This is a genomic window from Corynebacterium kalinowskii (genome assembly GCF_009734385.1).
GTDB lineage: Bacteria > Actinomycetota > Actinomycetes > Mycobacteriales > Mycobacteriaceae > Corynebacterium > Corynebacterium kalinowskii.
In genome coordinates this window covers 2,069,405-2,090,557 of sequence record NZ_CP046452.1, presented here as the reverse complement: position 1 = coordinate 2,090,557, position 21,153 = coordinate 2,069,405, and the positions used below count along the sequence as shown (strand labels likewise).

Annotated in this window: 25 protein-coding genes; 24 read left to right on the top strand and 1 reads right to left on the bottom strand. The window is 57.8% G+C overall.

Going from position 1 to position 21,153, the window contains the following annotated elements:
• The first annotated feature begins 51 nt into the window (after positions 1 to 51).
• Both CKALI_RS09950 and mmsB read left to right on the top strand, forming a co-directional pair.
• Positions 52 to 1,572, top strand: a complete 1,521-nt coding sequence (locus CKALI_RS09950; protein WP_156193205.1) for a CoA-acylating methylmalonate-semialdehyde dehydrogenase — start codon at positions 52 to 54, stop codon at positions 1,570 to 1,572.
• Between the two features lie 12 nt (positions 1,573 to 1,584).
• Positions 1,585 to 2,463: a 3-hydroxyisobutyrate dehydrogenase gene (mmsB, locus tag CKALI_RS09945; protein ID WP_156193204.1), complete on the top strand. Its 879-nt coding sequence runs from the start codon at positions 1,585 to 1,587 to the stop codon at positions 2,461 to 2,463.
• On the opposite strand, the gene CKALI_RS09940 is transcribed toward mmsB, so the two are convergent.
• Positions 2,438 to 3,055, bottom strand: coding sequence for a TetR/AcrR family transcriptional regulator (locus CKALI_RS09940; protein WP_156193203.1), 618 nt, complete (start codon positions 3,053 to 3,055; stop codon positions 2,438 to 2,440). The two genes, mmsB and CKALI_RS09940, sit on opposite strands and share 26 nt — an antisense overlap.
• 33 nt (positions 3,056 to 3,088) lie before the next feature.
• On the opposite strand from CKALI_RS09940, the gene CKALI_RS09935 reads away from it, so the two are divergent.
• The 22 genes from CKALI_RS09935 (at position 3,089) to CKALI_RS09830 (ending at position 21,043) form a co-directional block, all read left to right on the top strand.
• Complete coding sequence (locus CKALI_RS09935) at positions 3,089 to 4,528, top strand: GntP family permease (RefSeq protein WP_156193202.1); 1,440 nt, start codon at positions 3,089 to 3,091, stop codon at positions 4,526 to 4,528.
• Positions 4,529 to 4,853: 325 nt separating this feature from the next.
• Positions 4,854 to 5,252, top strand: coding sequence for a 30S ribosomal protein S8 (rpsH, locus tag CKALI_RS09930; protein WP_156193201.1), 399 nt, complete (start codon positions 4,854 to 4,856; stop codon positions 5,250 to 5,252).
• Positions 5,253 to 5,266: 14 nt separating this feature from the next.
• Positions 5,267 to 5,803 (top strand): 50S ribosomal protein L6, encoded by a 537-nt coding sequence (gene rplF, locus CKALI_RS09925; protein WP_156193200.1) that lies wholly within the window; start codon positions 5,267 to 5,269, stop codon positions 5,801 to 5,803.
• Complete coding sequence (gene rplR / locus CKALI_RS09920; protein ID WP_156193199.1) at positions 5,803 to 6,207, top strand: 50S ribosomal protein L18; 405 nt, start codon at positions 5,803 to 5,805, stop codon at positions 6,205 to 6,207. Before rplF ends, rplR begins: the two co-directional genes overlap by 1 nt.
• A 40-nt stretch (positions 6,208 to 6,247) precedes the next feature.
• Positions 6,248 to 6,904: a 30S ribosomal protein S5 gene (gene rpsE / locus CKALI_RS09915; RefSeq protein ID WP_156193198.1), complete on the top strand. Its 657-nt coding sequence runs from the start codon at positions 6,248 to 6,250 to the stop codon at positions 6,902 to 6,904.
• Positions 6,905 to 6,907: 3 nt separating this feature from the next.
• Complete coding sequence (rpmD, locus tag CKALI_RS09910) at positions 6,908 to 7,093, top strand: 50S ribosomal protein L30 (protein ID WP_156193197.1); 186 nt, start codon at positions 6,908 to 6,910, stop codon at positions 7,091 to 7,093.
• Positions 7,094 to 7,100: 7 nt separating this feature from the next.
• Complete coding sequence (rplO, locus tag CKALI_RS09905; RefSeq protein WP_156193196.1) at positions 7,101 to 7,547, top strand: 50S ribosomal protein L15; 447 nt, start codon at positions 7,101 to 7,103, stop codon at positions 7,545 to 7,547.
• Positions 7,548 to 7,725: 178 nt separating this feature from the next.
• Entirely contained in the window at positions 7,726 to 8,421 is a 696-nt protein-coding gene (locus CKALI_RS09900) for a DUF2786 domain-containing protein (protein ID WP_197079684.1), read from the top strand.
• Between the two features lie 282 nt (positions 8,422 to 8,703).
• Positions 8,704 to 9,330 (top strand): ferritin-like domain-containing protein, encoded by a 627-nt coding sequence (locus CKALI_RS09895; RefSeq protein WP_156193194.1) that lies wholly within the window; start codon positions 8,704 to 8,706, stop codon positions 9,328 to 9,330.
• Positions 9,331 to 9,666: 336 nt separating this feature from the next.
• Positions 9,667 to 10,989, top strand: a complete 1,323-nt coding sequence (gene secY, locus CKALI_RS09890) for a preprotein translocase subunit SecY (protein WP_156193193.1) — start codon at positions 9,667 to 9,669, stop codon at positions 10,987 to 10,989.
• Positions 10,986 to 11,531 carry an adenylate kinase gene (locus CKALI_RS09885; protein ID WP_156193192.1) on the top strand — a complete coding sequence of 182 codons (546 nt, stop codon included), beginning with the start codon at positions 10,986 to 10,988 and terminating at the stop codon, positions 11,529 to 11,531. The genes secY and CKALI_RS09885 overlap by 4 nt, the downstream gene beginning before the upstream one ends.
• Before the next feature lie 64 nt (positions 11,532 to 11,595).
• Entirely contained in the window at positions 11,596 to 12,393 is a 798-nt protein-coding gene (gene map, locus CKALI_RS09880) for a type I methionyl aminopeptidase (protein ID WP_156193191.1), read from the top strand.
• A 43-nt stretch (positions 12,394 to 12,436) separates the two neighbouring features.
• The gene (locus CKALI_RS09875; protein WP_156193190.1) at positions 12,437 to 12,991 is read left to right on the top strand and encodes a L,D-transpeptidase; all 555 of its coding nucleotides are present in this window, start codon (positions 12,437 to 12,439) and stop codon (positions 12,989 to 12,991) included.
• A gap of 66 nt (positions 12,992 to 13,057) precedes the next feature.
• Entirely contained in the window at positions 13,058 to 13,807 is a 750-nt protein-coding gene (locus CKALI_RS09870) for a L,D-transpeptidase (RefSeq protein WP_156193189.1), read from the top strand.
• 185 nt (positions 13,808 to 13,992) lie between these two features.
• A complete protein-coding gene (gene infA / locus CKALI_RS09865; RefSeq protein WP_025251938.1) occupies positions 13,993 to 14,211 on the top strand; it encodes a translation initiation factor IF-1 in 219 nt (72 codons plus the stop codon).
• Between the two features lie 211 nt (positions 14,212 to 14,422).
• Positions 14,423 to 14,791, top strand: coding sequence for a 30S ribosomal protein S13 (gene rpsM, locus CKALI_RS09860; protein WP_156193765.1), 369 nt, complete (start codon positions 14,423 to 14,425; stop codon positions 14,789 to 14,791).
• A 2-nt stretch (positions 14,792 to 14,793) separates the two neighbouring features.
• Positions 14,794 to 15,198, top strand: a complete 405-nt coding sequence (rpsK, locus tag CKALI_RS09855) for a 30S ribosomal protein S11 (RefSeq protein ID WP_156193188.1) — start codon at positions 14,794 to 14,796, stop codon at positions 15,196 to 15,198.
• Positions 15,199 to 15,223: 25 nt separating this feature from the next.
• Positions 15,224 to 15,829 (top strand): 30S ribosomal protein S4, encoded by a 606-nt coding sequence (gene rpsD, locus CKALI_RS09850; protein WP_156193187.1) that lies wholly within the window; start codon positions 15,224 to 15,226, stop codon positions 15,827 to 15,829.
• 93 nt (positions 15,830 to 15,922) lie between these two features.
• Positions 15,923 to 16,939, top strand: a complete 1,017-nt coding sequence (locus CKALI_RS09845; protein WP_156193186.1) for a DNA-directed RNA polymerase subunit alpha — start codon at positions 15,923 to 15,925, stop codon at positions 16,937 to 16,939.
• 64 nt (positions 16,940 to 17,003) lie between these two features.
• Positions 17,004 to 17,558, top strand: a complete 555-nt coding sequence (gene rplQ / locus CKALI_RS09840) for a 50S ribosomal protein L17 (RefSeq protein WP_156193185.1) — start codon at positions 17,004 to 17,006, stop codon at positions 17,556 to 17,558.
• 165 nt (positions 17,559 to 17,723) lie between these two features.
• Entirely contained in the window at positions 17,724 to 18,590 is an 867-nt protein-coding gene (truA, locus tag CKALI_RS09835) for a tRNA pseudouridine(38-40) synthase TruA (RefSeq protein WP_156193184.1), read from the top strand.
• Positions 18,591 to 18,670: 80 nt separating this feature from the next.
• Entirely contained in the window at positions 18,671 to 21,043 is a 2,373-nt protein-coding gene (locus CKALI_RS09830; protein ID WP_156193183.1) for a DUF6541 family protein, read from the top strand.
• Positions 21,044 to 21,153: the final 110 nt, after the last annotated feature.

Here is a 21,153-nt window from a genome sequence, read left to right as displayed (position 1 = left end):
GCATCTCCATATAGTGTGTTGCAAGACACATTCCCAGGTTAGGAGAACACCATGACGTACACCATTCCGCACTTCATCGGCGGCAAGAAGGTCGAAGGCTCCTCAGAGCGCACCGCAGACGTAATGAACCCATCCACCGGCCAGGTCCAGGGCTCCGTGCCACTGGCCACCACTGAAGAAGTCAATGATGTTATCGCCAATGCGGCGGAGGCTCAGAAGGGTTGGGCGAAGACCAACCCGCAGAAGCGCATTCGCATCATCATGAAGTGGATCGCGCTGATTAACGAGAACATCGACGAGATCGCTCGCACCCTTTCCCTCGAACACGGCAAGACTCACGAGGATGCCAAGGGTGACATCATGCGTGGCACCGACGTGCTCGAGTTCTCCCTGGGGGCGCCGCACCTGCTTAAGGGTGAGTACACCACCGCTGCCGGTACCGGCATCGATGTTTACTCCATGCGCCAGCCACTCGGTGTGGTCGCTGGCATCACCCCATTCAACTTCCCAGCGATGATCCCACTGTGGAAGGCTGGCCCAGCCCTGGCTTGTGGCAACGCCTTCGTGCTCAAGCCATCCGAGCGTGACCCATCTGTTCCAGTTCGCCTCGCAGAACTGTTCATCGAGGCCGGCGGTCCAGCTGGCGTCTTCAACGTGGTTCACGGCGACAAGACTGCCGTGGACGCCATCCTGGACTCCGACGTGATCCGCGCAGTCGGCTTCGTGGGATCCACCCCGATCGCGAAGTACATCTACGAGCGCTGCGCCGCAACCGGCAAGCGTGCGCAGTGCTTCGGTGGCGCTAAGAACCACGCACTGATTCTCCCAGATGCAGACATGGACCAAGTCGTGGACGCCCTCATCGGTGCCGCTTATGGCTCTGCTGGCGAGCGTTGCATGGCCATCTCCGTTGCTGTTCCAGTGGGCGAGGAGACCGCCAACGAGCTGCGCAAGAAGCTCGAAGAGCGCATCCCAGAGCTCAAGGTCGGACACTCACTTGACCCGAAGGCCTCCTATGGCCCAGTGGTAGCCCAGTCCGCTCTGGACCGCATCAACACGCTCATCGGCGAGGGCGCAGAATCCGGCGCTGAACTGGTCATCGACGGTCGCGGCAAGGGCGCTACCGACGCTGAATTCGACGGCGAGTCCCTTGAGGGTGGCTACTTCATCCAGCCAACCCTGTTCGACCACGTCACCCCGGAGATGTCCATCTACACCGAGGAAATCTTCGGCCCAGTGCTCACCATCGTCCGCGCCGAAACCTTCGAAGACGCCATCAAGCTGCCTAATGAGCACGTCTACGGCAATGGTGTCGCGATCTTCACCCGCAACGGCGCCGCAGCCCGCGAGTTCGCTGAGCGCGTTCAGGTCGGCATGGTCGGCATCAACGTCCCGATCCCAGTGCCAATCGCGTACCACACCTTTGGTGGCTGGAAGGCCTCTGGCTTCGGTGACCTGAACCAGCACGGACCAGATTCCTTCCGCTTCTACACCAAGACCAAGACCGTAACCTCCCGCTGGCCGTCCGGCGCTGCCACCGGCGCTGACTTCTCCATGCCACAGATGGACTAGGAAGGATTCAACATGACCACCATCGCATTTATCGGCCTCGGCAATATGGGTGGCCCAATGGCCGCCAACCTCGTCAAGGCTGGCCACACCGTCCGTGGCTTTGACGTTGTCCCGCAGGCGCAGGAAAAGGCGCGAGCGAACGGCATTGAGGTTCTCGAATCCGCAGCTCAAGCCGTAGCAGGCGCACAAGTTGTCATCACGATGCTCCCGAACGGCAAGCTCGTCGACGCCGTGTTGACCGAGGTCCTGCCGTCGGCAAGCAAGGGCACGCTCTTCATTGACAGCTCCACCATCGCAGTCGCCGACGCCCGCGCTGCCGCCGAGAAAGTACAGGCTGAGGGGCACCGCTTCCTCGACGCGCCGGTCTCTGGTGGTATCACCGGTGCCGATGCCGGCACTCTGGCCTTCATGGTCGGCGGCGACGAAGAAGTTTTCGGCGAGGCTCGCCCGCTTTTCGACGTCATGGGCCGCGTAGCTACCCGCTGTGGCGATGTCGGTGCAGGTCAGGCGGTAAAGATCTGTAACAACATGATCCTGGGTGTGCACCAGATCGCGATTGCAGAGGCCATGGTGCTCGGCGAGCGTCTCGGCCTCGATCCACAGGCATTCTTCGACGTAGTGTCCAACTCCACCGGCGCGAGCTGGGCACTCACCACGAACTGCCCAGTTCCGGGGCCGGTTCCGACCTCGCCTGCAAACAACGATTTCAAGCCAGGCTTTGCCTCAGCACTCATGAACAAAGACCTGAATCTGGCCAAGGCAGCTCTGGAAGAAACCGGCACCTCCGCGGTGCTCGGCCAGGCAGCCTGCGCGTTCTACCAGGAGACGGTGGATGCCGGCTTCGGGGACAAAGACTGCTCCTATGTTATTGAGCAGGTGCGTGACCGTTAAGAATCTGCTGGACTAGCTCGGCGTAGTAGTCCGCGAGTGCGTCGGGTGGGAACTCCTGAAAATCGGTGTCTCCCACCCGGCGCATGAGCGATAGTCCAGTGAGCAAAGCCATCGCAGCTTGTGCTCGCAGCTGTGGTTCGGGATCTGGAAACGGAGCTTCCTCCTGGATGCGCTGCTCAAGCACCGACAAAATGTCGCGCTTGACGGCCTCTCCGATCGCGCTCAGGGACGTATCTGACCCGTCGGTCACCGTCATCGTTCGGATGATCGAGTAGTGCGCGGTGGTCGGGGCGGACAGGGTTTCAGTAATCGATGTGCGCCCCAGCTCCTCAAATGGCCCTTTGAAAAGGGCAGCAGCGCTGGTGGAGAAATCCACGGTCTGCTTAAACAAATTCTCTTTGCTTTGGAAGTGCTTGATGATCAGCGGCGCGCTCACGCCAGCCGCTTCCGCGATCTCTTTCAAGGACACCTGGGCAAAAGTGCGCTCGCTGAATAGCTTGCGCGAGCACTCCAAAATTCGTGTCTTTGTCTCCGACGGCGGGTTCGCTGCCTGTCGACGCTCATTCGAAGTCACATTTCGCTGTTCGTTCATAACCACCCCTCATTCGTGGAATCGGAGCTTTTCATGGTTATCCCTATGATTGGCATCTTCTTGTCGCTCATCGTACTCATTGTCTTGGCATATCGGGGCCATTCTGTGGTGATCGCTGCACCCATCGCGGCGTTGTTGGCTACCGCTATGTCCGGTGCGCCACTGTTAGCTACGTACACGCAGATCTTTATGCCTGCGTTGGGCAAATTCATAACTAATTACTTCCCGCTGTTCTTGACCGGCGCGATCTTTGGCCGACTCATGACGGTTTCCGGCTTGGCCCATGACCTCGCGCAGGGAATCTCTAAGGCATTTGGGCCCAAGCGCGCGATGGCCTCCACTGTGCTGGCCACCGCTCTCCTTACTTATGGTGGTGTGAGTGCGTGGGTAGTGGCGTTCACCATCGTTCCTATTGCGACGGCGCTGTTCCAGGAAGCAGGCATTCCCAAGCGTCTCATGCCTGCGGCCATCGCCTTCGGCACCATTACCTTCGCCATCGCAGCGCTGCCCGGTAGCCCGCAGGTGCACAATGTGATTCCGACCAAGTACTTCGGCACTACTTCTTATGCTGCGCCGGTGCTGGGCTTGACCGGAGCCGCCATCATGCTCGTCTTGGGAATGCTGTGGCTGGAGTACCGAGTGAAGTCGCTGCATCGCGCCGGGGAATTCTATGATCCGTCCGGTGGTTCGGTTGATGCCGCTGCTGCACTGAAGGAGCTGGAAGACGCCGAAGGTGGCCATTCTGAGGTGCCAGTTCACCGCGGTCCGGGCAACGTGGCGGTGCGCGGTCTGTTGGGCTTCATCCCGATCGCAGTGGTGGTGGTTATGAACTACGCCTTTATCTACTTCATCTCCAAGCAACTCGATTTCTCTTACCTTGCAGACAAGAAATTCGGTGCGGTCAAGCTCGACTCAGTGCTAGGCACGTGGTCGGTGACGGTCGCGCTGGCCACTGCGATCCTCGTGATCTTCCTCATGCGCCCTGGACTGTTCGGCGTCTTCATTGAGGGACTCGGCGACGGCGCTAAGTCCGCCATCTTGCCAGTATTCACCACAGCCAGCGAGGTGGGTTACGGTGCGGTGATCGGCTCGCTGGCTGCGTTCGCAGTGCTTCGCGACGGCGTATTCTCCGTAGCGGACAACGCCCTCATCGTGGGCGTTGTCTCGACCGGCGTCATCGCTGGTATCACTGGATCTTCAGCTGGCGGCCTGTCCATGACACTGGAAACCTTTGGTGCGGATTTGGCGCGAATGGCAACCGAACAGGGCATCTCGATGGAATCGATGCACCGCATCATGGCAATGGCTTCGGTCAGCTTCGACTCTCTTCCACACAACGGAGCGGTGCTCACCATGCTTCTCGTCTGCGGTATGACCCACAAGCAGTCCTACAAGGACGTTGCCGTGGTGACCGTGGTGATTCCGATTATCACGGTGACGGCGCTGTTGGTCGGTGTGACAGCGATGGGCTAACTGCAAGCGTAAAGCCGGTGCTTGTGGGCGTCGACAAGCGCGTGTCTCACCCCGATAAGGGGATTTGGGAAACGTCCGTGCTATGCGGTAGTGTTGCGCGTTGGACTTAAATCGTTGCTCTTTGGCATGCCAAAACTAGACGATCTTCAAGTACCACAAGTACATTTCCCCTACTTTGTTGTAGGCCCCCCGCCCAATGCGTCCAACAAATTTCAAGGCAGCGAGCTCCCTAACTATTGAGCTAGGTGAGCGGCAGTGGCCGACTAGTTAGTTGATAACGCCGGGTGGGTAAGGGAACCGCAACGAGAAAGGTTCTAGGTCACCTATGACCATGACTGACCCTATTGCGGACATGCTGTCGCGCGTGCGCAACGCTAACCATGCGTACCACGACTCCGTGTCCATGCCGTCTTCCAAGCTGAAGGCAAACATTGCCGAGATCCTCAAGCAGGAAGGCTACATCTCCGATTACGCCGTTTCTGATGAGAAGGTCGGCAAGACCCTCAAGCTCGACCTCAAGTACGGTCCTGCCCGTGAGCGTTCCATCGCTGGCGTTCGTCGCGTGTCCAAGCCGGGCCTGCGCGTTTACGCCAAGGCCGACAACCTGCCCGAGGTTTTGGGTGGTCTGGGCGTGGCTATTATTTCCACGTCCCAGGGCCTCCTGACCGATCGTCAGGCTACCGAGAAGGGTGTAGGCGGAGAAGTTCTCGCCTACGTCTGGTAAGGGAGGATTGACACATGTCGCGTATTGGTAAGAACCCTATCGCCATCCCATCCGGCGTTGAGACCAAGATCGATGGTCAGCACGTTGAGGTCAAGGGCCCTAAGGGCACCCTGGCTCTCGATGTTCCAGCACCGATCACCGTTGCAGTTGAGGACGGCCAGATCGTCGTATCCCGTCCTGATGACAACCGCAAGAACCGCGCTCTGCACGGTCTGTCCCGCTCCCTGGTGAACAACCTGGTTGAAGGCGTGACCAAGGGCTACACCATCAAGATGGAAATCTTCGGTGTTGGCTACCGTGTACAGCTTAAGGGCAAGAACCTCGAGTTCGCCCTGGGCTACTCCCACCCAGTTCTGATCGAAGCTCCTGAAGGCATCAAGTTCGCTGTTGATGGCAACACGAAGCTTTCGATCGAGGGTATTGACAAGCAGAAGGTTGGACAGATCGCTGCTATTATCCGTCGTTTGCGTAAGGATGACCCATACAAGGGTAAGGGCATTCGCTACGAGGGTGAGCAGGTCCGCCGCAAGGTCGGAAAGACGGGTAAGTAATGAGCAACGAAACTACTGCAAACAAGCGCCTGCCAGTTGGCAAGGACATCTCTACTCGTCGTCGTCAGGCTCGCGCTCGTCGTCACTTCCGCATCCGCAAGAACCTGCGTGGCACCGCCGAGACTCCACGTCTCGTCGTGCACCGCACTTCTCGCCACATGCACGTTCAGATCATCGACGACCTCGCTGGTCGTACGCTGGCTGCTGCTTCCACCATGGAAGACGCAATCCGCGCATTCGAGGGTGACAAGAAGGCTCGTGGCGCCGAGGTTGGCAAGCTCATCGCTGAGCGCGCCAAGGCTGCTGGTATCGAAGCTGTGGTCTTTGACCGCGGTGGCTACCAGTACCACGGTCGCGTCGCCGCTCTGGCTGACGCTGCACGTGAAGGTGGTCTGAAGTTCTAATGATCACTGCAACCATGAACATCAACGGAAGGATCGCGTAATGCCGGGACGTGAACGGCGTAACGGCGGACGCTCCGCCGACGAGAACAACAGCAACAACAACAGCAACGAGCGCAACGAGCGCCGCGGTCGCGGCCGTGATCGTGATGATCGCCGCAACCAGCAGCAGGACGAGCGTTCCCAGTACATCGAGCGCGTTGTAACCATCAACCGCGTGTCCAAGGTCGTTAAGGGTGGTCGTCGCTTCAGCTTCACCGCTCTCGTCATCGTTGGCGACGGCCAGGGCATGGTCGGCGTTGGCTACGGCAAGGCCAAGGAAGTTCCAGCAGCAATCCAGAAGGGTGCAGAAGAGGCTCGTAAGAACTTCTTCCGCGTTCCAATGGTTGCCGGCACCATCACCCACCCTGTACAGGGTGAAGCTGCAGCAGGCGTAGTTATGCTCCGCCCAGCAGCTCCTGGTACCGGTGTCATCGCTGGTGGCGCAGCACGTCCAGTTCTGGAATGTGCAGGCGTTCAGGACGTTCTGTCCAAGTCCCTCGGCTCTGACAACGCCATCAACGTTGTGCACGCAACCGTTGATGCGCTGAAGCAGCTGGTTCGCCCTGAAGAGGTCGCAGCCCGCCGTGGCAAGACCGTCGAAGAGGTCACCCCAGCACGTATCCTGCGCGCTCGCGCAGCAGCAGCACAGGAGGCTTAAACAATGGCCCTCAAGATTACTCAGGTTAAGGGCATCGTTGGTGCCAAGCAGAACCAGAAGGACTCGCTGCAGACTCTCGGCCTTCGTAAGATCCACCAGTCCGTCGTACGTCCTGACAACGCTCAGGTACGCGGTCTGATCAACGTGGTTCGTCACATGGTCGTCGTTGAAGAAGTAGCGGGGGAGTAGGTAAACAATGAGCGAACCAATTAAGCTCCACGACTTGCGCCCGGCTCCGGGCTCAAACAAGGCTAAGACCCGCGTTGGTCGCGGTGAAGCATCCAAGGGTAAGACTGCAGGTCGCGGTACCAAGGGTACCAAGGCTCGCAAGCAGGTTTCTGCTGCATTCGAAGGTGGCCAGATGCCACTGCAGATGCGTCTGCCAAAGCTGAAGGGCTTCAAGAACCCTAACCGCGTCGTTTTCCAGGTGGTAAACGTTTCGGATCTGGAGAAGTCCTTCCCACAGGGTGGCGACGTCACCATCGCTGACATCGTCGCAGCTGGCCTGGCTCGCAAGAACCAGCCAGTCAAGATCCTGGGCAACGGCGACCTGGGCGTTAAGCTCAACGTCACCGCAACCAAGTTCTCCGGCTCTGCCAAGGAAAAGATCGAAGCCGCTGGCGGCTCCGTCACCGAGGCCTAAGAGCTAGAATTGCAAGCAGCCCGTCCCATCTTTTGGGGCGGGCTTTTTGCATGCCTGGATAAAAGTTGTCCACAGTATCCAGAAGATGGGTAGTTATCCACAGGCTGCACGGCAGGGGCGTCGACAAGCAGCAGGTTGGTGCGATACATCTAACTGGCACCGACAACAAGGGGGAGAAATGGAGAAGATCAAAGAACGAATTCGCAAACTGCTGGCACAGGCGGAAGATCAACAGGGCACACCTGAGGGGGACGTGTTCTACGACAAGGCCTTTGCGCTCATTGCACAGTACGGGATCGACCGGAGCGAGCTAGATCACGACGATGAAAGCGTCACGATGCGAACCTTTGCAATCGACGGCAGCTATTCCGGTATGCAAGCGTCGCTGCTCATCAGCCTGGGGGAGGTGCTGCACTGTGTCGGTTTCAATACTGGGCCCCGCCCCTCACGGATCTACTCAGTGACGCTGTTTGGGCTGCCAAAGCACCTCGACCGCGTGGAGATGCTGTATTCGATGCTTCGCTTGTCGATGCTCAGTGGCGCGCGTCGCATCACCGACGAGTGGAGCACTGTGAAAGCACGTCGTTCCTTCATGTCGGGATTTATCTGTCGCATCAGCCAGCGGCTCGTCGATGCCGAAGAGACGGCTGTCAGTGCTGTTCCAGGACAAGGACTGGCGCTTATCGACGACGCCCACCTGGCCTACCTGGCCCAAGTCGCTTACCTTTCGCAGAACAACCTGCATCTACACGAGATTAGGTCCCGGGGAGGACTTCGACCGGATGCTTTTGATGCTGGGCTTCGCGCCGGAAATGGGGCAGATATTGGTCAGCAGCGAGTCTCCGGATCTCGAGCCATCGGTGCCCCCTTTTAGATCATCACTTTTGCTGTGAGTTGCGCTCACCTGTCTGGGGGTAGTGTTGTTTCCGATTTGATGTGATTCTACGGTTGACACAGTGGGGAAACGGGATGTCCTGGGGATTTGCGAATGTTGAGAGTCTGGAGAAAGTTCCAAGTCCCACATCGTTCCCAGGAACATGGCAGATATGGCTCTGACGTGCATAAATAGCGATGTGAATCACTTTTACATTTGTAAAAGTGAGGGGATAATGGAGGTGTATCAAGAAATAGGAAACCATCAAGGAAAGGGGCAGAAATGTCTGTTCATGGTGTAGCAAAAGCGCTCGTTGGCGGGGTTATCGTCGCTACGCTGAGCGTAACTGGAGCGACTGCCGCGTCAGCGCAGGTGTCGGATGTGGTGGTGAGCATCCCTGCGGATTCTCAAGATGTGGCTAACTTGAGGATGATGTTCGAAGAGGAACGCATGGCTCAGGATTTGTATGTCGCGCTGGGCGAGAAGTGGGGTAGCCGCAAATTCTCCAATATCTCCAAGGCGGAGACTAAGCACAATGGACTGGTTGCAGCGCAACTTGACCGATTGGGAGTAGCGCGCCCGGATGCTTCCGTCGCTGGCAAGTACGAGAACGCTGATATCCAAAAGCTCTACGATGACTGGCTCGCACGTGGGCTCGAATCTCAGGACGCAGCATTCAAGGTTGGTGCTGAATTGGAGCGCCGTGACATCGCTGACTTGGAGAAGGTAATGGCCGAGACTGAGGATCAGGTGTTGAAGGACGTATACGGCCGACTGCTTGCCGGATCCAAGAACCACCTTGCGGCCTTTGAGGCTGGGGCAGGCCAAAAGTCTGGCCAGGGTAAGCAAGGTCGTCAAGGCCGCCATTACGATGGCGGCGGAAACGGTTGGCGTGGCGGTCGCGGGTAGCGGTTTCCAGCTAGCGGTAGGGTGTCCCACTTTCGATAAGTAACATCCGATCGTCGGAGTAGCACACGGATTATCCGGCTTCAATCGAAGTGGATATCGCGGGTGCTACTCCGTCTTTCTAGTATTTGGTTAATTTAGAAGCCAATCACTTGTGGCAGCCCGGCAGTTTGGTGTCCCCAGTGGGCCCTAAGTGCACGCCAAGAGTTCCTATCATCGGATGATCCTGGTAAAGTTGCCGTGTTGTATCTCTGTCGCGCCCTTTTGTGCGTGGCGTAACTGAACTCAATTACACCCTCTCCTTTCCCTGACAGTGGAGAAGGAGGGCCAGGAGGATAAGTGTCCGCCCTTATTTCAGCATTTAAGGATGTGGATCTTCGAAAGAAGATTTTGTTCACCATCGCGATGATCATCTTGTATCGCGTCGGTGCACAGATTCCATCGCCAGGTGTCGACTACGCCTCCATTGCGGGCCGTCTGCGCCAACTCACAGAAGACCAAGGCAGCGTTTACTCGCTGATTAACTTGTTCTCCGGTGGTGCGCTGCTGCAGCTGTCGATCTTTGCCATCGGCATCATGCCGTACATTACGGCGTCGATTATTGTGCAGCTGCTCACCGTGGTTATTCCGCACTTTGAGGAGCTGAAAAAAGAGGGGCAGTCCGGCCAGACGAAGATGACGCAGTACACGCGTTATCTCACGGTAGCTCTTGCTCTCTTGCAATCCTCTGGCATTGTCGCGCTGGCTGATCGCCAGCAGCTGTTGGGGCAAGGAATTGAGGTCCTTAAGTCGGACCGAAACATCTTTGACCTCATCATCCTGGTGGTTACCATGACTGCGGGCGCGGTCTTGGTGATGTGGATTGGCGAGCTGATGACCGATCGGGGTATCGGTAATGGCATGTCGCTGCTGATCTTCGCAGGTATCGCTACTCGTCTTCCTTCCGATGGCATGAATATTTACCGTTCCTCCGGCACGATGACATTCTCCCTCGTGCTGGTGGCGGTGTTCATTCTTGTTGTCGGTGTTATCTTCATTGAGCAAGGTCAGCGTCGCATTCCGGTTCAGTACGCCAAGCGTATGGTGGGACGTCGCCAGTACGGTGGTACCTCTACGTACCTGCCACTGAAGGTGAACCAGGCTGGCGTGATCCCAGTGATCTTCGCTTCCTCCCTGATGTACGTCCCGGTCCTCATCACCCAAATCATCAACTCCAGTTCCACTACGGTTCCGGATAACTGGTGGCAGCGCAACGTGATCCAGTACCTGCAGACACCATCTTCGTGGCAGTACATCCTGGGCTACTTTGCCCTCATCATCTTCTTCTCTTACTTCTACGTCTCTGTTCAGTACGATCCGAACGAACAAGCGGACAACATGAAGAAATATGGTGGTTTTATTCCGGGTATTCGCCCGGGCCGACCTACCGCAGAGTACCTTGGATATGTGATGAACCGACTGCTGTTCGTGGGTGCCCTTTACCTGGGCATCATCGCGGTTCTTCCAAACATCATGATGGATCTTGGTGTGAGCTCGGGCGCGGCAAGTTCAACGCCTTTCGGTGGCACGGCCATCTTGATTCTCGTCTCTGTCGCACTGACCACAGTCAAGCAGATCGAGAGCCAGCTCCTCCAAAGCAACTACGAAGGATTCCTTAAATGAGACTCGTACTCCTTGGCCCTCCGGGCGCAGGCAAGGGCACCCAGGCCGCAATTCTCTCCGAGAAGCTGGGCATTCCCCACATCTCCACTGGCGATCTGTTCCGCGCAAACATCGGCGAAGGCACCCCACTCGGTGTCGAGGCAAAGTCTTACATCGACGCTGGCAAGCTCGTCCCAACCGATGTGACTGCCCGTATGGTTGAGTCTCGCCTGGCCGAAGATGATGCCAAGGATGGCTTCCTGCTGGACGGCTTCCCACGCACGGTCGAGCAGGCTGACATCCTCGAAGAGCTCCTGGCTAAGGCCGGCGAAAAGCTCGACGGTGTCGTCAACTTCCAGGTGTCCGAAGACGTCGTCGTAGAGCGCATGCTCGCTCGCGGCCGTGCAGATGATAACGAGGAAACCATCCGCACCCGTCTTGGCGTCTACCGCGATGAGACTGCGCCACTGATTGATCACTACGGTGACCAGATCATTGCCATCGCAGCAGAGGGCAGCGTTGAGGACATTAACGCTCGCACGATGGAAGCTCTCGGAAAGTAAAACTTCCACACTAGAAGCCGACTGCGCATTACTGCAGTCGGCTTTTCACATTGAGTAGGAAACTATGGGATTTCGCAAAAAGAACAAGACGATCGCAGCAAAAACTCCGGGCGAGTTGGATGCCATGCAAGCCGCCGGTGAGATCGTCGGCCGCACTTTGCAAGCCGTGAAAGCGGCGGCAAAGCCAGGGGTGAGCACATTGGAGCTCGACCAGGTAGCTGAGGAAACCATTCGGGCAGCCGGGGCCATCCCGACGTTCCTCGGATACCACGGTTTCCCAGGTTCAATCTGCGCGTCCGTAAACGAAGTGATCGTCCACGGTATCCCAAATAACGAAACAGTTCTCCAAAGCGGTGACCTCGTCTCCATCGATTGTGGTGCCACATTTGACGGGTGGGTAGGGGACTCGGCTTGGTCGTTCGGCATCGGTGAGCTTGACGAGGACGTCGATAAGCTCAACCGCGCCACCGAATGGGTGCTGATGGAGGGACTCAAGGCCATGCGCCCGGGCAACCGCCTCACGGACGTCTCCCACGCACTCGAGGTTGCCACGCGTAAGGCCGAGCAGCTTTTCGACGTGCACCTGGGCATCGTCGATGGCTACGGTGGACATGGAATCGGTCGGACAATGCATGAAGACCCGTACCTTGCCAATGAGGGCAAGCCAGGGCGCGGTCCGATGATCCAGGAAGGATCAGTGCTAGCCATTGAACCGATGCTGACTTTGGGCACGGAAGATTCCGCAGTATTGGAGGACGATTGGACAGTCGTTACCCTCGACGGTTCATTCGCTGCCCACTGGGAACACACGGTCGCTGCGACCGCTGGTGGGCCACGCATTTTGACTCCTCGCCAGGAATAGTGCTCTTGCTGCTTGTCGGTTAGGATTCACAGTCGTGAAGCTAATGTCGAAGATGAGGGATGGAAATCCGACCGCAGTTGTTGTGGCCGGATACTTCACCACTATTGCCGTCCTCGGCACGAGCGTGGCTGGATTGGGCCAGCAAGACGAGCCAGTGGTTGTCGAGAATATCGTCGCCGAAGCTGAGATCTCCGATGTCATCGTATCCACCCCTACGCCTACCCCAGTTGCGACAATCGAACCCAACTACCAAAAATGCCCACCCACCGCGCGAGCCTGTGTAGATCTGACCGCGCGAAAGTCATGGTTGCAACGTGGTGGCAACGTCGAATACGGTCCCGTAAGCCTCAATTCTGGGCGTCCAGGCTGGGAAACACCGCACGGACAGTTTCATGTAATGCGCCACGTCAAGGACGAGGTGTCTTACGAATTTGATCTCGAACCCATGCCGTGGTCGACCTACTTCAGTCCGCTTGGCATTGCGTTCCATCAAGGTGATCTTGAACAGATGTCACACGGTTGCATCCATCTCACGGAACATGATGCCAGGCATTATTTTCATCAGCTGAAGGTGACTGACGAAGTAGTTATTTTTTGATCTTTGCGCATAATTGACGATTTCAATTTGAGTAAACCTACCGAAAATGGCATATACTCCGTAGTCATGAGTAAGCACCGTAAGCCTTCTGCATTCAAGCGCCGCGCGGCGATCGCGGCCTCCACTGTGGTAGCCGCGTCCGCGGTTTTGAGTCAGCCGGCTATGGCTGCTGACCTTCCTGCAAACATTCAGAATGGGTCCTCCGACTTCCAGGCAGGCTCGTCTGACTTTGCTGCCGAGGCGGCTTGGAACGCGCGCAACGCCGTGTACAACTCCACCGCCGGCCTGCCAGCAGCGCAGCGCGACGCACTTCGCAAGGCTGCCGATGATAATCTTCGTTTCCACTTCCCAGGCCTGCTGGAATCCAAGATGCCGGCACCAGCCCCTGCGCCCGCTCCGGCCCCTGCTCCAGCGCCAGTTGTTGAAGAGCCAGCCCCTGCACCCGCTCCAGCACCGCAGATCGATCGTGGCTCTTGCCCACCGCAGGCACGTGCCTGCCTGGACAAGGCCGGTAACCGTGCCTGGCTTCAGCGAGGTGGCGAAATCTCCTACGGGCCAGTGCCTGTTTCGCATGGCGCCGCAGGTTGGGAAACCCCAAGTGGCACTTTCTACGTCACCCGCAAGGTGAAGGACGAAATTTCCTACGAGTTCAATAACGCGCCGATGCCAAACTCGGTGTATTTCACCCACAATGGCATTGCCTTCCATGCAGGTCGCATTGATTGGCTGTCTCACGGCTGTGTCCACCTGCTCTACGAAGACTCCGCAGCATTCTTCAACGACCTTCAGGTCGGCGAGATGGTGTACGTCTACTAAGGCATCACGCGTCATACCTGCAAGCGACCGCATCCTGTGCTAGGGTGCGGTCTTGCTTTTTGTCAGCCCTTACCTGTAACCTTATCCGTTGGTGTATGTACTAGTGCATGCGCCCACCGATGTATCGCACACAACGGTGACATCTACCAGGTATTTAGCTTGTGAATACCGGGGAAGCGGAGGATATGGCTAAAGAAGGCGCAATTGAGGTTGAGGGCAAGATTATCGAGCCTTTGCCGAATGCAATGTTCCGTGTCGAGCTCGATAACGGACACAAAGTACTTGCTCACATCTCGGGCAAGATGCGTCAGCACTACATCCGCATTCTTCCTGAGGATCGCGTCGTCGTGGAGCTGTCTCCGTACGACCTGACCCGCGGTCGCATTGTCTACCGCTACAAGTAAATAAATCATTCGCCTTCACATTCCAGGTGCTTTGAACTGCAGCGGCGTCGAAAAGCGTCGCTAACAGGCACTACTTCTACCTCTAGCTACGGTGGCTGGAGCCCTGTGTTTGCGTAGCCCACTATCCGGCCTATCCGTCCGGGTGAAGCGCTATGAGACGGGGATGAATGTGGAGAAAACCACCGCAACAACCGGAAAGGCACGTACCAATATGGCACGTCTAGCTGGTGTTGACCTCCCACGCAACAAGCGTATGGAGGTAGCACTTACCTACATCTACGGCATCGGCCCAGCCCGTGCTGCCAAGCTGCTGGAAGAGACTGGCATCTCTCCTGATCTGCGCACCGACAACCTCACCGATGAGCAAATTGCTGCTCTGCGTGACGTTATCGAAGCCACCTGGAAGGTCGAGGGTGACCTCCGCCGCCAGGTAGCAGCCGACATCCGTCGCAAGATTGAGATCGGCTCCTACCAGGGTCTGCGCCACCGTCGTGGCCTCCCAGTTCGTGGTCAGCGCACCAAGACCAACGCTCGCACGCGTAAGGGTCCTAAGAAGACGATCGCCGGAAAGAAGAAGTAAAAATGCCTCCTAAAGCACGCTCTGGCGCGCGCCGCACTGGCCGTCGCGTCGTAAAGAAGAATGTGGCGCAGGGCGCCGCATACATCAAGTCCACCTTCAACAACACCATCGTGTCCATCACGGACCCATCCGGTGCTGTTATTTCTTGGGCATCCTCCGGCCACGTCGGCTTCAAGGGTTCCCGCAAGTCCACCCCATTCGCTGCACAGATGGCTGCTGAGTCTGCCGCACGTAAGGCAATGGAGCACGGCATGAAGAAGGTTGACGTCTACGTTAAGGGCCCAGGCTCTGGTCGCGAGACCGCAATCCGTTCCCTGTCCACCGCGGGTCTTGAGGTCGGTTCCATCACCGACGTCACCCCACAGCCACACAATGGCTGCCGTCCGCCTAAGCGCCGTCGCGTTTAATCAGGGAAAGGAAGAGTAACAAACTATGGCTCGTTATACCGGCCCTGTAACCCGTAAGTCCCGTCGCCTCCGTGTCGACCTCGTCGGCGGAGATATGGCATTCGAGCGTCGCCCTTATCCTCCGGGACAAGCTGGCCGCGCTCGCATCAAGGAGTCTGAGTACCTCCTCCAGCTGCAGGAGAAGCAGAAGGCTCGCTTCACCTACGGCGTCATGGAGAAGCAGTTCCGTCGCTACTACGCTGAAGCTAACCGTCGCCCAGGCAAGACCGGTGACAATCTGGTCATCATGCTTGAGGCTCGCCTTGACAACGTGGTTTACCGTGCAGGTCTTGCGCGTACCCGTCGCCAGGCACGTCAGCTCGTCTCTCACGGTCACTTCACCGTGAACGGCAAGAAGATCAACGTACCTTCTTTCCAGGTTTCTCAGTACGACATCATCGATGTTCGCGAGAAGTCTCGTAAGATGATCTGGTTCGAAGAGGCTCAGGATAACCTCGTCGACGCAATCGTGCCAGCATGGTTGCAGGTCGTTCCATCTACCCTGCGCATTCTCGTGCACCAGCTGCCAGAGCGCGCTCAGATCGACGTTCCAATCAACGAACAGCTGATCGTCGAGTTCTACTCGAAGTAATCTTCCTAACCGCACCTACAATGGTGCGGTAGGGAATCAAGTCAAATACTGCCTATTGGCGTCAAATAGCGGGCGTCACACAAGGAGAAGTTCATGCTCATTTCACAGCGTCCTACCCTCACCGAGGAATTCGTCGACGAAGCTCGTTCCCGGTTCATCATTGAGCCACTGGAGCCAGGTTTCGGCTACACCCTTGGTAACTCGCTGCGTCGTACCCTGCTGTCCTCTATCCCAGGTGCAGCAGTGACCAGCGTCAAGATCGATGGTGTGCTCCACGAGTTCACCACCATCAACGGTGTGAAGGAAGATGTCTCCGACATCATCCTGAACATCAAGGGCATTGTGCTGTCCTCTGACTCTGACGAGCCAGTGGTCATGTACCTGAGCAAGACTGGCGAAGGCGAGGTCACCGCTGGTGACATTCAGCCTCCAGCTGGTGTGGAGATCCACAACCCGGATCTGCACATCGCTACCCTCAATGAGCAGGGTCGCCTGGACATCGAGCTGATTGTCGAGCGTGGCCGTGGCTACGTTCCGGCAACCCTGAACGCTGGCGGAGCCGAGATCGGTCGCATTCCTGTTGACCAGATCTACTCCCCAGTACTCAAGGTGAGCTACAAGGTCGAAGCTACTCGTGTTGAGCAGCGCACCGACTTTGACAAGCTGATCATCGATGTTGAGACTAAGAACTCCATCTCCGCACGTGACGCACTCGCATCTGCAGGCAAGACTCTGGTTGAGCTGTTCGGCCTCGCTCGCGAGCTGAACACCGCAGCTGAAGGCATCGAAATCGGCCCATCTCCACAGGAGACTGAGCACATCGCTGCTTACAGCATGGCAATTGAGGACCTGAACTTCTCTGTTCGCTCCTACAACTGCCTGAAGCGCCAGGAAATCCACACCGTTGGTGAGCTCGCAGAGTGCACCGAATCGGATCTGCTGGATATCCGCAACTTCGGTCAGAAGTCCATCAACGAGGTCAAGATCAAGCTTGCGGGCCTGGGCTTGACCCTGAAGGATGCACCTGAAGACTTCGATCCAACCCAGATCGAAGGCTACGACGCTGAGACCGGCGAGTTCATTGACTTTGACCCGGAAGATTCTGAGTAAAACGCCCTAGGGCTCTTGATTTCAAGAGCCTGCGCTCACATACCTGTACACGAGGAGTACATCAATGCCTACCCCTAAGAAGGGCGCCCGTCTCGGCGGTTCGGCTACTAACCAGAAGAAGATTCTTTCTAACCTGGCTTCCCAGCTGATCGAGCACGGCGCAATCAAGACCACCGATGCCAAGGCAAAGGTACTGCGTCCATACGTAGAAAAGATCATCACCAAGGCTAAGGGCGGCACCGTTGCGGATCGTCGTAACGTTGCCAAGCTCATCACCAACAAGGAAGTTGTTGCTTACTTGTTCAACGAGCTGGCTCCAAAGTTTGAGAACCGCGAAGGTGGCTACACCCGCATCATCAAGCTGGAGAACCGTCGCGGCGACAACGCTCCAATGTCCCAGATCTCCCTCGTTCTCGAGGAGACCGTTTCTGCTGAGGCTTCCCGCGCTACCCGCGCAGCTGCTTCCAAGAAGACCGAAGAAGAAGCTCCTGTAGTTGCAGACGCTCCTGAGGTTGAAGCAGAAGAGGCTACCGACGCAGCTGCTGAGGCAGAGGCAAAGGAAGCTGAAGCTGAGGAGAAGGCTGAAGAAGCTACCGAAGCTAAGGCTGAAGAGAAGTAATCTCACCGCTTTTTAGCAGGCCCGCTACCCATCGTGGTAGCGGGCTTTTTGCATTGCTAGCGCGCTTGCCGACGCGCCGGAGGCGGGGTTCGCGAGTGCATAAGTCGCGCAAAGCTCCACCGACCAGTGGAGCTGCCTCGCCTATTCACTACACTAAAAGCCACTATGTCAATGAAAAGACTGCGCATCGATGTCGCCTATGATGGCACCGACTTTCACGGATGGGCCAGGCAGGGGCCCAAGGAAGGTGATCCAGAGCTGCGCACGGTACAGCAGGTACTTGAGGACGCGCTGTCCATGGTGCTTCGCCAACCGATCCAGCTGACGGTCGCTGGCCGTACCGATGCCGGCGTACATGCGCGTGGCCAGGTCGCACATTTTGATGTCGAGGATTCGGCGTTAGAGCAGCGCACCATCGATGGGGATCCGATGCGCCTCGTTCGCCGACTCGCTCGTCTGCTCCCCGACGATATTCGGGTCAGTACCTGTATGTTTGCCCCGCCAGACTTCGACGCGCGGTTTTCCGCGCTGCGTCGCCACTACATCTATCGCATCAGCGCCGACCCAGCAGGCGTCTTGCCCACCCGGGTCTTGGATACCGCGCACTGGCCCAAGCAGGTCGATCTTGACAAGATGCAGGCAGCAGCCGACATGTTGGTGGGTCTCCATGACTTCGCCGCGCTGTGCAAGTACAAGCCGAATGCCACCACAGTGCGCGACCTAGAGAAATTCACTTGGGTGGATGCCTCGACACCGGAGGAGCCGAATCTCTTTGAAGCCCATGTCACAGCGGACGCGTTCTGTTGGTCGATGGTTCGTTCGCTGGTCGGTACTTGTCTCGCCGTGGGGGAGGGGCGTCGACCGCCGGAGTTCGCTGAGTCCTTGCTGAGCATGTCGGAGCGGTGTCCCGAGGTTCAGGTGGCGCCGGCAAAGGGTCTGTCATTGGTGGGGGTTGACTACCCCGCGGACGAGCACCTCCACGCCCGCGCCGCAGCCACCCGCGCTATGCGCACGCTCCCGCCCGAAAGCTAAGCGTGCCTTGCAGGTAATGATGTCCACTATGGCCTAAGCTAATTGAGGTTAATTGGGCTCTATTTTAAGGTGGTCAACGCATGGGTATGGTCAGTGCAGCAGCGATAGCAGTTGCAGTGTTTACCGTCCCCGGGCTAATCGTTGCGTGGCTCTCCGGAGCCCGTGGTCAGTGGGCCGTCGCGGCGTCACTGCCTGCCACTTTTGGAATCTATGGGCTCGCCAGCTGGTTGTTTGGGCTTACCGACATCAAGTTTGGCGTCACCTCCGCCGCCTTGTTCACCGCTGGAATCGCGGTGCTCGCTGCGCTGTGGCACGGGGCATTTTTTGCTTATCGACGCCGCACCCGCCGCAATCAGGAGCTGGAGGATTCCGCGGCTGAGGGCGTCGATAAGCGTGCTGGAACCCTCCTTGACCCGACGTGGCTAATTCCGGGTGCGGGCATGCTCGGTGGCATCTTGTTGATCCTGAGTCGGTCGCTGGATTTGCTGGGGCGCGCCACCCAAGGGATGAACAACATCTACCAGGGCTGGGACGTGCACTGGCACGCGAGCGTGGTCCGCTATGCGGTGGAAACCGGTGTGGTGTCCTCGACACGCATGGGTGAGCTACAAAACACCGAGACGCTGGCGAAGATGTACTACCCAACGGCGTGGCACGCAGGGGCAGCGCTGCTGGCAGACCTAGCGAACATCTCGCCGATCGCTGCCACGAACCTCACAGGACTGATCATTCCGGCAGTCGGTTTCCCGATTTCCGTGGGGCTGCTTGCGTGGCGTTTCATTGGTCGACGCGGACTAACCGCACAGCTGGCGGCAGGCCTAGCACCAGTGATCGTCGGCGGGCTGCCCGTGCTGTACTGGATCGGCCACTACGTAGGCGCATGGCCGTACGTGGCAGCGGTAGCACTCAGCGGGATCGTCCTCGCATTGTTTATGTCCTTGCCGTACTCGCCCGTCCGCTCTTTCGTGGGCGCCCTTGCTTTCATCGGCATGGTCCAGCTGCACCCATCAGCCGCAACGATCGTGGTGCTGGGACTGGCGCTGTGGTGGCTGTTGCACTTGCTTTGGGCTCCGGCACGCAAGCCGGGCAGCGTCAAGGGGCACATTGGTTGGCGCCTCCGGGATATCGGAATTCTCGCTGCCACTGGTGTGGTCGGTGCACTTGCGCTGCTTCCTCAAATTCTCATCGGCGCCGAGCAAAGCGAAGAAGTGAAGGCCTTCACCGCTACCGAGGATCTCACGCTCAACGAGTCACTTCAGAACGCCATGTTCATGCGGACCCGCCACTTCGATTCCTTTTACCTCAACGTGGAAACCTGGGTGTGGATCGCCGCGGCCGGGGCGGTGCTCGTACTCCTGTGGCGTCGCAATCTGTGGGCACCGTTGTTCTGGATTTTCAGCATCTACAGCACCGCGAACGCACTGCGCCCGATGGCAGATCCGTGGGGTGAGTGGTTCAGCTTGGTGGGCTCCCTGCACTACAACACAGCGCACCGCTTAGTAATGCCGGCTGCGATGTTCGTCGTAGCCGGTGCAGCAGTGGGACTTGCCATCATCATCCGCCTCATCACAGGCGGTCCGTTGAAGAAGTTCACGGCGGTCACCTCCACCCTCGCCATCCTGGTCACCGCCGGAACGGCCTGGGTTATTCAAGACACCGTCCGGACGGGAATCGAGCGTGGCTCGGCCTGGGCAATCAACTCTGCCCGCGACGGCAGGTTGGTGAACGATCGCGACATCAAGGCCTTCGATTGGCTCGCCAAACAGCCACACGCCTACGAGGGCAAGATCTTCTCCAACCCCGACGAAGGCTCCGGCTGGATGTACGCCTACAACGGTCTTCCGGCGTTCTACAAGCACTACCTGTGGCCCAACACCACCCTGGAATCCCACACCAACAGCCTCTACTGGCATCCCATGCGCCTGGGCCAAGGCAACTTTGAGCAGTTCGATGAGGCCAACCGCGTGGACGATGCCGCCCACGGCCTTGGTGTGAACTTCATCTACATCTCCCCGCCGAACTTCTGGGGATTCCAGGCGCCACGCCCAGACTTCGAGACTGGCCTCCTGAACACTCCAGGTGTGACTCCGGTATATCGGGATCATCAGGTGACCATTTACGCTGTGAACGCCGAGTTCACTGACACAGAGATCATGGCTATGCGCGCACCGGGTAACTCCCCAGAGCAATTGCCACCGCTGCGCACCAAGGGCGAAGTTGTCGCAACGATGAACCCTGAGATGAAGTCCGCTTTGATGGACCAGTACCTGGACGGCAGCCTCACCATGGATGAAGCCGAGCAGCCGTACATCCACCGGCCAACCATCCCGAACCGTGGCCGCGATTCCCACTTTGAGTGGCTGGCGGAGCAAGACCAACTCAAGGTCATGACCACCGACGGTGTGAAAACCGGCGATTCCGTCGCCGCGGAGCAGCAGGACGCGAAGCCTTAACGAGCTTGAACCTGCACAAGTTGTTCGGCACCGGTAATCTGTGACCGACGTGCTTGGTCCACAAGAGCAATTGGGGGATTGCTCGGCCAGGCAATGCGAGGGGGACTCGT